Genomic DNA, 12,227 nt, shown 5'->3' with positions numbered 1-12,227 from the left:
CCGACCCGCCGCCCGCTGACGACGACGTGAGGAGCACGGTTCATGCACGCCCTGCAGTACGAGATCACACTGCCCGCGGACTACGACATGGGGATCATCCGGGAGCGGGTGGCGACCCGCGGGCATCTACTGGACGCCTTCCCGGGCCTGGGCCTGAAGGCCTATCTGATCCGTGAGCGGGCGGACGGCTCGCCGGTGAACCAGTACGCGCCCTTCTACCTGTGGGCCGACCCGGCCGGGATGAACGCGTTCCTGTGGGGGCCCGGATTCCAGGGCATCGTCGAGGACTTCGGGCGTCCGGTGGTCCAGCACTGGACCGGGCTCGCGTACGACGAGGGCCCGGCGGCCGCCGAGCCACCGCGCACCGCGACGCGCCGCCGCCGGCCGGTTCCGGACCGTCTCACCCCGGCCGAGGCGGTCGAACGCGCCCTGGAACGGCAGGCCGCCGACGTCAAGGCGGACGGTGTGGTGGCGCGGGCCGTCGCCGTGGATCCGCGCCACTGGGAGCTGCTCACCTTCACCCTGTGGGCCGACCCCGGTGCCGTGGAGCCGAACGCCGACCGCTTCCAGGTGCTGCACCTGTCGGCTCCGGCCCGGTCCGCGCTCGGCCCGGGACGCACCTGGTGAGCCGGAAGGCGTGAGCCGACCGGCGGCTCAGCGGCGCACGTGTGCGGCGATCGTCCGGGCGCAGTCGAGCGATTCGGTACGGGTGGTGTCGACCTCCAGGTCGTACGTGACGCCCCGATGGACCAGTTCGGCCTGCCGAGCCGCCATGCCGCTGGTGCGGTCGCCGCGGGCGATCTCGCGGGCGGCGGCCGCCTCGGGGGCGCAGCGGACGCCGACCCACAGCACGTCGAGCCCGGCGGTGGCCGCGCGCCAGCGGTCCTGGGAGGCGGCGCCGCCGAGGAAGACGTCGTCGACGACGATCCGCGCACCGGCCCGGGCCATCGCCGCGATCCCTTCGGTCCAGGCCGCCTCCAGGGAGCGGAACGCCGGTCCGACACGTACCGCGCCCTCCGCGTCGAACTCGATGCCGCCCGGCGTGCCTTCGAGCTTCGCGGGCAGGGCGTCGACGAAGTCGTCGACGCCGAAGGCCAGCCAGGGGTCGGGCAGCACGGCCTGGAGGCACCGGACCATGCCGGTCTTGCCGGAGCTGGAACCGCCGTTGAGGATGATCATCCGGGTCGTCACGCGGCCACCTTAGGGGCTTCCCTCGGCCCGCCCCAGCGGTTTTCACCGGCCCGGTCTTCGCCGGCCCGGGTCTTGACCGGCCCGGTCTGTACCGGACTGGTCTTTACCGGCCCTCGGCGGTCAACGCCCCGCCCTCAGCCCACCGGCACCAGGGTGAGGTAGGCGATGCCGAGGATGCCGCGGTAGCCGAGCCACTGACCGCGCTGGCGGTCGACCCTGGCGGGTCTCGGCGGCGAGCGGGTGCTCGGGGTGGGCGGCGAGCCAGAGTTCGGCGGCGTGGCGGTAGCCGGACTCGAAGGCGTCCCACTCCTCCGGGCTCGCCGTCTCGATCCAGGCGGGCCGGAAGCCCGCCTCGATCACGAGGTCCACGAGGGCGTCGAGGGTGGTGTGGTCGTCGACGCGGGCGCCGGGCCACATCCGGGCGAGCTCGGTGTCCGTCGGCGTGCGCTGCCAGAAGCCCTCGCCGAGCAGGACGCGGCCCCCGGGCCGTACCAGACGCCGCAGTTCACGCAGGATGGCGACGAGGTCGTACGGGCCGTCGGGGTCGCACAGCGCCTGGCCGGCGCCGAGGCACAGCACGGTGTCGGCGGGGCCGCGGGTGGTACGGAACCCCGACTCCTCGGCGTATTCGACACGTCCGTCGAGCCGCCGCTCGGCGGCGAGCTGACGCCCCAGGGCGAGGTCGTCGCCGTTGATGTCGATCCCGAGGCCCTTCGAGCCGGGGACGGCGGCGACCAGGCTCAGCAGCAACTCGCCCCAGCCGCAGCCGATGTCGAGGACGGTGGCGGGCGACGCGGCGGCGAGCCGCTCGATCATGGCGTCGACCCGGGTCTCGGACAGCGGGCCGTGGAAGGTGAGTCCGGTACCGAAGGCCGGCGGTCCGGCTACGGCATCGGCGGGGACGGGGTCTGTGGCGGCGATTTCGGTCATGGGGCGCGACCCTAGCTGGCGTCGGCTGTCCCGCCCAAGGCATTTAGGGGGTCGTCGAGGACCGGCTGCCAGGCGAGTTCGGCGGCGCCGACCAGGCTGTTGTGATCCAGGGTGCAGGGCAGGATCGGTACGCCTCCGCTGCGGCCCCACAGGCTGCGGTCGGCGACCACGGCGCGCAGCCGGCCGGGGTCGGCGTCCAGGAGCTCGCGGTGCAGGCCGCCGAGGATGATCCGGTCGGGGTTGAGGATGTTGACCAGGCCGGCCAGGCCGAGGCCGAGGCGGTCGATCAACTCCCCGGTGGCGACCCGGACTCCGGGGTCGTCGGGGTGGTCGCGCAGCAGGTCGCGGGCCTGCTGGAGCAGCGAGACCTCGGGGCCGGGGTCGCGGCCGGCCGCGGTGAGGAAGGCCAGCGGGTCGGTCTCGACGTCGAGACAGCCGCGCGAACCGCAGTGGCAGGGGCGGCCCTCGGGGTTGACGGTGAGGTGACCGACCTCCAGGGCGAGGCCCGAACTCCCGGTGTGCAGCCGCCCGTCGAGGACGAGCGCGCCGCCGACGCCGCGGTGGCCGGTGGCCACGCACAGCAGGTCCTTGGCGCCGCGGCCGGCGCCGTGCCGATGCTCGGCGAGGGCGGCGAGGTTGACGTCGTTGCCGGTGAAGGAGGGGCCCTCGATGCCGGCCGCACGGACCTGCTCGGCGAAGATCTCGCGTACCGGCGCCCCGGCCGGCCAGGCGAGGTGCAGCGGATTGAGCGCGGTGCCCTCGGGCTCGGCGACGGCGGAGGGCGCGGCGAGACCGGCGCCGACGCAGCGCCGCCCGGTGGCGCGGAGCAGCGCGGCCCCGGCCTCGACGACGGCGCCGAGCACCTGGGCGGGGTCGGCGGAGACGGTCACGCAGCCGGGGGCGGTGGCCTCGATGGTGCCGCCGAGGCCGACCAGCGCGGCGCGGAAGCCGTCGGCGTGCACCTGGGCGGCGAGGGCGACGGGGCCCTTCTCGTCGATGGTGAGCCGGTGCGAGGGGCGGCCCTGGGAGCCGGCGGCGGCGCCGGGGTTGGAGTCGACGCGGATGAGGCCGAGGGCCTCCAGTTCGGCGGCGACGGCCCCGGCGGTGGCGCGGGTGACACCGAGCTCGGCGGTGAGCACGGCGCGGGTCGGGGCCCGGCCCGTGTGCACGAGTTCGAGCGCGGGTCCGAGCGCGCTGCGCCCCCTGTCCAGCCGTGTCCGGGTCGTCGTCGCCTTGCCGTTCATGGCCCCGAGTGTCCCATGATCGCCCGCCCGGAGACTCCCGCCGTCCCTCTTTGGCCGGGTCCGCACCCTCGGAGGCGTACGCCGGGGACCTCCGGGAGGCCGGGACGTACGGGTCCGGTGGCCGGGGCGGGCGCGTCGAGCGGCCGGGGCAGGCGCGTCCGGCGGCTTGAATCCGGGCGGCGGTCGCCCCTATCCTGAGTTTGTGCCGCTACTAAACAAAGTACGGACGGCCGTATCGGGGGGAACCCGCGGAGACACCGCCACCCTCTCCCTGACCCGCCTCCGCACCGCCCTCACCCTGTTCTTCGCCCTCGACGGATTCCTCTTCGCCGGCTGGGTGGTCCGCATCCCGGCCATCAAGCAGCAGACCGGCGCCTCCGCCGGCGACCTCGGCCTCGCGCTGCTCGGCGTGTCCGCGGGCGCGGTCGTCACGATGACGCTCACCGGGCGCCTGTGCCGCCGCTACGGCAGTCACCTCGTCACCGTCGTCACGGCCGTGTTCCTCTCGCTCTCGCTCGCCCTGCCCCCGCTGACCCGCTCCCCGCTCACCCTCGGCCTGGTCCTGCTGGCCTTCGGCGCCGCGTACGGCGGGATCAACGTCGCCATGAACAGCGCCGCCGTCGACCTGGTCGCCGCGCTGCGCCGCCCCGTGATGCCGAGCTTCCACGCCGCCTTCAGCCTCGGCGGCATGCTCGGCGCCGGACTCGGCGGACTCGTCGCCGGCGCCCTCTCCCCCACCGCCCATCTGCTCGGCCTCACGGTCGCCGGACTGCTCCTGACGGCCGCCGCCGGCCCCGTACTCCTGCGGCATCCCTCCCCCGCCCCGCCCGAGGCGCTGCCCGCCCGGCCCGAGGCCGATGCCGGGCCGCCGCGCAGCGCCGGGGCCCGCCGGACCGTGCTCGTCTTCGGCGTGATCGCGCTGTGCACGGCGTACGGGGAAGGCGCGCTCGCCGATTGGGGCGCCCTGCACCTGGCGCAGGACCTGGCCGCGCACCCGGGCGTGGCGGCGGCCGGCTACTCGCTGTTCGCCCTCACCATGACCGCCGGCCGGCTCTCCGGCACCGTCCTGCTCGAACGCCTCGGACAGACCCGCACCCTGGTCGCGGGCGGGCTCACCGCCGCCGCGGGCATGCTGCTCGGCGCGCTCGCCCCGACCGTGTGGGCCGCCCTGCTCGGCTTCGCCGTGACGGGCCTCGGCCTGGCCAACATCTTCCCGGTCGCCGTGGCGCGCGCCGGCGCCGTCGCCGGACCCGGCGGTGTCGCCACCGCGTCGACCCTCGGCTACGGCGGCATGCTGCTCGGCCCGCCGTCCATCGGCTTCCTCGCCGACTGGTTCTCGCTGCCGGTCGCCCTGACGACGGTCGCGGTGCTGGCCGCGGGGGCGGCGGCGATGGGGTGGGCGGTACGGGACAGGCGGGCGTCCGGGCGGAGTTGAGCGTCCGGGAGGAGTTGAGCGGTTCGGCGCGGGGGCGGCGGGGGCGACTGCCCGGGTCACGGGGACGGGGCCCGTGGGGCGGGCGCTCCCAGGCCCTCGCCCGCCCGCGCGCAGGCCGCGCGGGGTCTCTCACGGCCCCCCGCTGCGACCTCGCCCCCGCCCGCTCCGGCGCCTCGTCATAATCCGTGTCATGGACACCCTGAGCATCGACACGCACATCGACGCGCTCGACACCGCGGGCAAGGCGCTCCTGACCGCCGCGGCGGCGGCCGGGACCGACGCGGAGGTCGCCACCTGCCCGGGCTGGCGGGTGCGCGACCTGCTGCGGCACACCACGATGGTGCACCGCTGGGCCACCGCCTTCGTCGCCGAGGGCCACACCTCGTACCACCCGGACGGCGGCGAGCCCGATCTCGACGGCGACGCGCTCCTCGCGTACGTACGCGAAGGGCACGAGCAGCTCGTGGCGGCCCTCCGTGCCGCCCCGGCCGACCTGGAGTGCTGGACCTTCCTGCCCGCGCCGTCGCCGCTCGCCTTCTGGGCGCGCCGCCAGGCCCACGAGACCACTGTCCACCGGGCGGACGCCGAGTCGGCACTGCCCGCCGGTCCCGGTCCGGTGGATCCGGCGCTCGCCGTCGACGGCGTGGACGAGCTGCTGCGCGCCATGCACGGACGGGACAAGAGCCGGGTGCGTACGGAGGAGCCTGCCCTGCTCCGCGTCCGGGCCACGGACACCGGGGACGTCTGGGACGTACATCTGTCCCCGGAGGCACCGCGCACCGAGCGGATCGCGGGCGACGGCGGCTCCGGCCCGGCCGACTGCGAACTGAGCGGGCCCGCCGACCGGTTGTATCTGACGCTGTGGAACCGGCTGCCGCTGGACGCGGTGACGGTGACCGGCGACCCGGGGATCGCCCGGCTGTGGCGGGAGAACTCCGCCATCACCTGGTCGTAGGACGCCGCCTCACCCGAGCCAGCCGGGGCGCACCAGGCCCGACTCGTAGGCGAGGACGACGAGTTGGGCCCGGTCGCGGGCGCCGAGCTTCACCATGGTGCGACTCACATGGGTCTTGGCGGTCAGCGGGCTGACGACGAGGCGGCGGGCGATCTCCTCGTTGGACAGACCGAGGCCGACCAGGGCCATCACCTCCCGCTCCCGCTCGGTGAGTTCGTCGAGCCCGACGGTCCGGGCGGGCGCCTTGGAGCGGGCCGCGAACTCCTCGATCAGACGGCGGGTCACGCCGGGCGAGAGCAGCGCGTCGCCGTCCGTCACCGCGCGCACGGCCCGCAGCAGCTCCTCGGGCTCGGTGTCCTTCACCAGGAACCCCGAAGCGCCGGAGCGGATGGCCTCGAAGACGTACTCGTCGAGCTCGAAGGTGGTCAGCATGACCACCTTCACCGTGCCGAGGTCCGGGTCGCCGGTGATCTCGCGGGTGGCGGCGAGCCCGTCGAGCCGGGGCATCCGGATGTCCATCAGGACGACGTCGGGGCGCAGGGCGCGGACCCGGGCGACGGCCTCCACGCCGTCCGCCGCCTCGCCGGCGACCTCGATGTCCGGCTGGGCCGACAGCAGGGCGTGGAAGCCGGCCCGGACGAGGGACTGGTCGTCGGCGAGCAGGACCCGGATGACCGGGTCCGGTGTGCGGGTCGGCTCGGAAGTGTCGGTCGGCTCGGGCGTGTCGGGCGTCGCGGGCGTCTCGGGCGTCGCAGGCGTCTCGGGGCTCACGGGGTCGGCTCCTCGGGGCGGACGGGGAGGCTGGCGCGCACCCGGAAGCCGCCGTCCGGCCGGGTGCCCGCCTCGATGGTGCCACCGAGCGCGGCGGCCCGCTCCCGCATTCCGGCGAGTCCGTTGCCGCTGCCGCCCGCGTCGCCGCCGGTGGCCGGGCCCGCGTCGTCGACGCTCAGCTCCAGGGCGTCCGGACCGTAGCCGAGGACGACGGTGGCGGTGCGCGAGCCGGAGTGGCGCACCACGTTGGTGAGCGCCTCCTGCACGATCCGGAACGCGGCCAGCTCCGTCCCCGGCGGCAGCGCTCTCGGCCGCCCCTCGGTCTCGGTGCGCACGGTGAGGCCGGCCGCGGCGGCCTGCTCGACCAGTTCCGGGAGCCGGCCGAGGCCGGGCGCGGGCGCGCGGGGTGCGTCGCCGGGGGCGCGCAAGGTGTCGAGCACCTGCCGCACCTCGCCGAGTGCCTCCTTGCTGGCGGCCTTGATGGTGGTGAGCGCGGTGCGGGCCTGGCCGGGGTCCGAGTCGAGCAGCGCGAGCCCGACGCCGGCCTGCACGTTGATCACGGCGAGGGAGTGGGCGAGGACGTCGTGCAGCTCGCGGGCGATGCGCAGGCGCTCCTCGTCGGCCCGGCGCCGCTCGGCGGCGGCCCGTTCGGCGCGCTCCTTGGCCCACTGCTCGCGGCGCACCCGGACCAGTTCGGAGGCGGCCAGGATGGCGACGACGAAAGCAGCGGTCGGGAGTTCCTGTCCCCAGGGCGCCGGGCCGTCGCCGGCGGGCGGCAGATACCGGTACAGCCAGTGCACGATCAGCAGGTGTCCGGCCCAGAGCGATCCGAGCGCCCACCACGCGGCGCGGCGGTGCCCGTGGACGACAGCGGCGAAGCAGGCGACCGCGACGGGGACGAAGACCGGCCCGTACGCGAATCCCGCCGCCAGGTAGGCCAGCGTCACCGCCGCCACGGCGGACACGACGGGCACGGGGCGGCGGTGCCGGAGGAGCAGCGGCAGGACGGCGAGGACGAGCAGGGTGCGACCGAGTCCGTCGAGCGCGACCCGCTCGGGCTGGTTGCGGGCGGCGAAGCCGGAGCCGACGAGCACGAACACCCCGACGGCGAGCGTCGACCGCCAGGGCAGACCGTGTCCCTCCCCGCCGCGCCAAGTGCTCCCGCGCCAGGGCCCCCGCCTGCTGCTCGGCTGTTCGTCCATGCGCCCACGCTAGACGCGCCGGACCTGCGGGGGCGTCCGCCGGGCGGGGTGGTCACCCGTACTCCTGAGGGAGTACGGGGGTGGGGGCGCGGGTCGTGGGTGGGGGGCGCGGGTGCCGCCCCGGTCACGGTTTCGGCAGGATCCCCACGTCGCGGCCCAGTCGTTCCGCCGCCGCCGCGAAGAAGGCGTCGCGGTCCTCGACGACGTTGTTGAACTGGCCGAAGACCTCGAAGGAGATCAGGCCGAACAGCTGGGCCCAGGCGAAGACGAGGGCGACGCCGAGGGGCGGGGGGAGGTCGGGGGCGATGTCGGCGGCCAGTCGCTCGGCCTCGGAGTGAAGGGTGGCCGGGAGCGGTGGCGGGGCGACGCACTTGTCGTTGTACGCGGCCCGGGCGGTGGACACGAGCAGCAGGCCGACCCGCGAGGCGGGGCCGATGGTGTCCTGGGGGGCCGTGTAGCCGGGGACCGGGGAGCCGTAGATCAGGGCGTACTCGTGGGGGTGTGCCACCGCCCAGGCGCGGACGGCGCGGCAGACGGCGGTCCAGTGGGCGAGGTGGTCTCCGGGGGCGGCGGCCTCGGCGGGGGTGCGGGCCTGTTCGGCGGCGGCGCCGACGGAGTCGTACGCGTCGATGATCAGCGCGGTCAGCAGGTCGTCGCGGCTCGGGAAGTAGCGGTAGAGCGCGGAGGAGACCATGCCGAGCTCGCGCGCGACGGCGCGCAGGGAGAGCTTGGCGGCGCCTTCGGCGGCGAGCTGCCGGCGGGCCTCGTCCTTGATGGCGGCGGTGATCTCGGTCCGGGCGCGGGCGCGGGCTCCTTGAACGGTGGTCATGGAGAGCAGTCTGCCACGTTTCGGAGCAGTGCACTGAAACGAGAGCACCGCTCTTGCTTGTGAGCGCCGATCCGTGCACACTGATCTCAAGCGAGAGCACCGCTCACACTTCGGAGCGGCGCTCATCCCCATAGCTCGCGCCAGCCGCCTGGAGGCTCCGATGTCCGCCCAGACCACCGACCACGTCAAGAAGCCCGGCTGGTTCACCGTCCACGTCATGAACCGGTCCGTCGCCTGGCTCACCCGGCGCGGCATCAGCGTCTGGGGCTCCCGGGTCCTCGCCGTACGCGGCCGCAAGAGCGGCGAATGGCGCACCACCCCCGTCAATCTGCTGACGGTGGACGGCGCCCAGTACCTGGTCGCCCCGCGCGGGCACGTCCAGTGGACCCGCAACATGCGGGCGGCGGGCGGCGGAGAGCTGCACCTCGGCAAGCACGTGCAGCCGTTCACGGCCGTGGAGATCGCCGACGACGACAAGCCCGCACTGCTCCGCGCCTACCTCAAGCGCTGGAAGGCGGAGGTCGGCGTGTTCTTCGCCGGTGTCGGTCCCGATTCGACGGACGAGGAGCTGCGGGCCATCGCGCCCAAGCACCCGGTCTTCCGGATCACCACGGTCTGACGCGGAACGACCGACGCGCGGGGGCGGGGTCCGGCCGGATGGCCGGATGGCCGGATGGCCGGACCCCGCCCCCGCACCACGACAGCCCTACGACACCTCGGACTCGGACTCGCCCTTGCGCGGCGTCACGCCGCGCCCCGCCGGGCCCACGCCCACCGACGTGTCCATCGACCGGTCGAGCAGATCGAGCGCCCGACGCGCGAGGCCGTTGCCCCGCACCATGCCCGCCAGCGTCGTCACGCCGCGGGTGATGTCGGCGAAGGCCTTCCAGGCCGGCCGCACCCCCGTTATCGTCGCGTGCAGCAGCCCCGGCCGGCGCTCGAAGACCGCGAGCATCCGGCGGCCCACGGCCATCTCGACACCCAGCCCGGCCTTGATGGCGAAGGCGTAGTTGAGCGCCTGGCGTCGCGCGTCCACGGCGTCGCCCGCCTCCGCGATCCGGACCGCCCACTCCCCCGCGAGACGCCCGGAGCGCAGCGCGAAGGAGATGCCCTCGCGGGTCCACGGCTCAAGCAGGCCGGCCGCGTCGCCGCAGACCAGGACCCGGCCACGGGAGAGCGGCGAGTCGTCGGTGCGGCAGCGGGTCAGATGGCCGGAGGAGATCGCCGGTTCGAAGCCCGCGAGCCCGAGGCCCGCGATGAAGTCCTCCAGATAGCGCTTGGTGGCCGCGCCCTCGCCGCGCGCCGAGATGACGCCGACGGTGAGCGTGTCGCCCTTGGGGAACACCCACCCGTAACTGCCCGGCAGCGGACCCCAGTCGATGAGGACCCGGCCCTTCCAGTCCTCCGCGACCGACGCCGGCACCGGGATCTCGGCCTCCAGGCCGAGGTCGACCTGGCCGAGCTTCACGCCGACGTGTGCCCCTATGCGGCTCGCGCTGCCGTCGGCGCCGACGACCGCGCGGGCGAGCACGATCTCGCCGTCGGCGAGCACCACGGCGACCGTGCGGCGGTCCGGCACGGACGGACCGTGCTGCTCCACCCGGCTGACGGTCACTCCGGTGCGCAGTTCGGCGCCCGCCTTCTGGGCGTGCTCGACCAGCTGGGCGTCGAACTCGGGCCGGTTGATGAGCCCGAAGAGCATCTTCCGGGAACGGCGGGTACGGGCGAAACGCCCGCCGAGCTGGAAGGTGACGGCGTGCACACGGTCCTGCAGGGGCAGCTCGAAACCGGGCGGCAGCGCGTCGCGCGACGGGCCGATGATGCCGCCGCCGCAGGTCTTGTAGCGGGGCAGCTCGGCCTTCTCCAGGAGCAGCACCCGGCGGCCGGACACGGCCGCCGCGTAGGCCGCCGAGGCCCCGGCGGGGCCGGCGCCGACGACGACCACGTCCCAGACCTGCTGTCCGTCGTCCGGGCCCACCGGCCCGGTGCCGGCCGCCGCCACGCCTTCCGCCACGCCTTCTGCCGCGCCCTCGTCCGCTCCGGCGTCTGCGTTCTCGCTGCTCACGATGTGCTTCTGCTCCCGATCCGACCGGTGGTTCCTGCTCTGCCGCATCCTACGGCCCGGTAGCGGGGCTCGGCCGGGCCGGGCCGCCCCGCGCCGTAGGATCGGCAGTACGTTCGCCGTGCAACCGAACACGGCGTCGTCCTCACAACGTCGCACCCACCAGGAGCGTGCCCATGACCGCGAATCCGATCGCCGAGACCATCGCATCCCTGATGCCCCGTGCCAAGGCGGAGCTGACGGAGCTGGTGGCCTTCCAGTCGGTCGCGGACGAGGCCGTCGCCCCGCGCAGCGAGTGCGAGGCCGCCGCGAACTGGGTGGCCGACGCGCTGCGCGCCGAGGACTTCCAGGACGTGGCGCTGCTCGACACCCCGGACGGTTCGCAGTCGGTGTACGGCGTGCTGCCCGGCCCGGCGGGCGCGCCGACCGTGCTGCTCTACGCGCACTACGACGTACAGCCGATGCTGGTCGAGTCGGCCTGGCTGACCCCGCCGTTCGAGCTGACCGAGCGCGAGGACGGGCGCTGGTACGGGCGCGGCGCGGCCGACTGCAAGGGCGGCTTCATCATGCACCTGCTCGCGCTGCGTGCCCTGAAGGCGAACGGCGGCGTGCCGGTCACGGTCAAGATGATCGTGGAGGGCTCGGAGGAGCAGGGCACCGGCGGTCTGGAGCGGTACGCGGAGGCGCACCCCGAGCTGCTGACGGCCGAGGCGATCGTGATCGGCGACGCGGGCAACTTCCGGGTCGGGCTGCCGACGGTGACGGCGACCCTGCGCGGCATGACGATGATCCGGGTCAGCGTCGACACGCTGCAGGGCAATCTGCACTCGGGTCAGTTCGGCGGTGCCGCGCCGGACGCGCTCGCGGCGCTGATCCGCATCCTGGACTCGCTGCGCGCCGAGGACGGTTCGACGGTGATCGACGGTCTGCCGGCGGACGCGGCGTGGGAGGGCCTGCAGTACCCGGAGGCGGACTTCCGCGAGGACGCGAAGGTGCTCGACGGGGTGGACCTGCCGGGCAACGGCACGGTGGCCGACCGGATCTGGGCCCGCCCGGCGGTGACCGTCATCGGCATCGACGTCCACCCGGTGGCCGGCGCCACCGCGTCCATCCCGGCGAGCGCCCGTGCGCAGATCAGCCTGCGGGTGCCGCCCGGTCAGGACGCGGCGAAGGCGACGGAGCTGCTGATCGCGCACATCGAGAAGCACACGCCGTGGAACGCGCGGGTGGCCGTCGAGCAGGTCGGCCAGGGCCAGGCGTTCCAGGCGGACACCTCCAGCCCGGCGTACGCGTCGATGGCGGAGGCGATGAAGGTCGCGTACCCCGGTCAGGAGATGCAGGCGGCCGGCATGGGCGGCTCGATCCCGCTGTGCAACACGCTGGCCTCGCTCTACCCGGAGTCGGAGATCCTGCTGATCGGCCTGAGCGAGCCGGACGCGCAGATCCACGCGGTGAACGAGTCGGTGTCGCCGGACGAGCTGGAGCGCCTGTCGGTGGCCGAGGCGCACTTCCTGGTCAACTACGCGCGCTCGAAGGCGTAACCGCTTCACCGGGGTCACGCTCTGGGCGGAACTCGCCCAGAGCGTAGACCGGTCCGCCGGGCGGGGC

General features: G+C 74.7%; 11 protein-coding genes and 1 pseudogene. 5 read left to right on the top strand and 7 right to left on the bottom strand.

Annotated features, from left to right (window positions below; genetic code table 11):
• Positions 1 to 42 precede the first annotated feature (42 nt).
• Positions 43 to 627: a DUF4865 family protein gene (locus AB0M18_RS07905; protein ID WP_365755947.1), complete on the top strand. Its 585-nt coding sequence runs from the start codon at positions 43 to 45 to the stop codon at positions 625 to 627.
• Positions 628 to 654: 27 nt separating this feature from the next.
• Here AB0M18_RS07905 and cpt read toward each other — a convergent pair whose 3' ends face one another.
• From cpt to AB0M18_RS07890, 3 genes and pseudogenes are all read right to left on the bottom strand, one after another.
• A complete protein-coding gene (gene cpt / locus AB0M18_RS07900; RefSeq protein WP_365756230.1) occupies positions 655 to 1,179 on the bottom strand; it encodes a chloramphenicol phosphotransferase CPT in 525 nt (174 codons plus the stop codon).
• A gap of 146 nt (positions 1,180 to 1,325) precedes the next feature.
• A pseudogene (locus AB0M18_RS07895) lies at positions 1,326 to 2,121 on the bottom strand (class I SAM-dependent methyltransferase).
• A gap of 11 nt (positions 2,122 to 2,132) precedes the next feature.
• Positions 2,133 to 3,365: an ROK family protein gene (locus tag AB0M18_RS07890; RefSeq protein WP_365755946.1), complete on the bottom strand. Its 1,233-nt coding sequence runs from the start codon at positions 3,363 to 3,365 to the stop codon at positions 2,133 to 2,135.
• A gap of 202 nt (positions 3,366 to 3,567) precedes the next feature.
• Between AB0M18_RS07890 and AB0M18_RS07885 the strand changes: the two genes are divergently transcribed.
• Positions 3,568 to 4,800, top strand: coding sequence for an MFS transporter (locus AB0M18_RS07885; RefSeq protein ID WP_365755945.1), 1,233 nt, complete (start codon positions 3,568 to 3,570; stop codon positions 4,798 to 4,800).
• Positions 4,801 to 4,999: 199 nt separating this feature from the next.
• Positions 5,000 to 5,755, top strand: a complete 756-nt coding sequence (locus AB0M18_RS07880; protein WP_365756229.1) for a maleylpyruvate isomerase family mycothiol-dependent enzyme — start codon at positions 5,000 to 5,002, stop codon at positions 5,753 to 5,755.
• Between the two features lie 9 nt (positions 5,756 to 5,764).
• On the opposite strand, the gene AB0M18_RS07875 is transcribed toward AB0M18_RS07880, so the two are convergent.
• From AB0M18_RS07875 to AB0M18_RS07865, 3 genes are all read right to left on the bottom strand, one after another.
• The gene (locus AB0M18_RS07875) at positions 5,765 to 6,427 is read right to left on the bottom strand and encodes a response regulator transcription factor (protein WP_365756228.1); all 663 of its coding nucleotides are present in this window, start codon (positions 6,425 to 6,427) and stop codon (positions 5,765 to 5,767) included.
• A 95-nt stretch (positions 6,428 to 6,522) separates the two neighbouring features.
• Positions 6,523 to 7,728 carry a sensor histidine kinase gene (locus AB0M18_RS07870; RefSeq protein ID WP_365755944.1) on the bottom strand — a complete coding sequence of 402 codons (1,206 nt, stop codon included), beginning with the start codon at positions 7,726 to 7,728 and terminating at the stop codon, positions 6,523 to 6,525.
• A 124-nt stretch (positions 7,729 to 7,852) separates the two neighbouring features.
• Entirely contained in the window at positions 7,853 to 8,557 is a 705-nt protein-coding gene (locus tag AB0M18_RS07865) for a TetR/AcrR family transcriptional regulator (protein WP_365755943.1), read from the bottom strand.
• 160 nt (positions 8,558 to 8,717) lie between these two features.
• Between AB0M18_RS07865 and AB0M18_RS07860 the strand changes: the two genes are divergently transcribed.
• Complete coding sequence (locus tag AB0M18_RS07860) at positions 8,718 to 9,176, top strand: nitroreductase family deazaflavin-dependent oxidoreductase (RefSeq protein ID WP_365755942.1); 459 nt, start codon at positions 8,718 to 8,720, stop codon at positions 9,174 to 9,176.
• An 87-nt stretch (positions 9,177 to 9,263) separates the two neighbouring features.
• Here AB0M18_RS07860 and AB0M18_RS07855 read toward each other — a convergent pair whose 3' ends face one another.
• A complete protein-coding gene (locus AB0M18_RS07855; protein WP_365755941.1) occupies positions 9,264 to 10,670 on the bottom strand; it encodes a geranylgeranyl reductase family protein in 1,407 nt (468 codons plus the stop codon).
• Positions 10,671 to 10,795: 125 nt separating this feature from the next.
• On the opposite strand from AB0M18_RS07855, the gene AB0M18_RS07850 reads away from it, so the two are divergent.
• On the top strand, positions 10,796 to 12,160 hold the full coding sequence (locus AB0M18_RS07850; protein WP_365755940.1) for a dipeptidase: 1,365 nt from the start codon (positions 10,796 to 10,798) through the stop codon (positions 12,158 to 12,160).
• Positions 12,161 to 12,227: the final 67 nt, after the last annotated feature.

The organism is Streptomyces sp. NPDC051909, assembly GCF_040681095.1.
GTDB lineage: Bacteria > Actinomycetota > Actinomycetes > Streptomycetales > Streptomycetaceae > Streptomyces.
The sequence above is the reverse complement of the archived record's forward strand: the minus strand, read 5'-3'. Positions and strand labels throughout refer to the sequence as shown.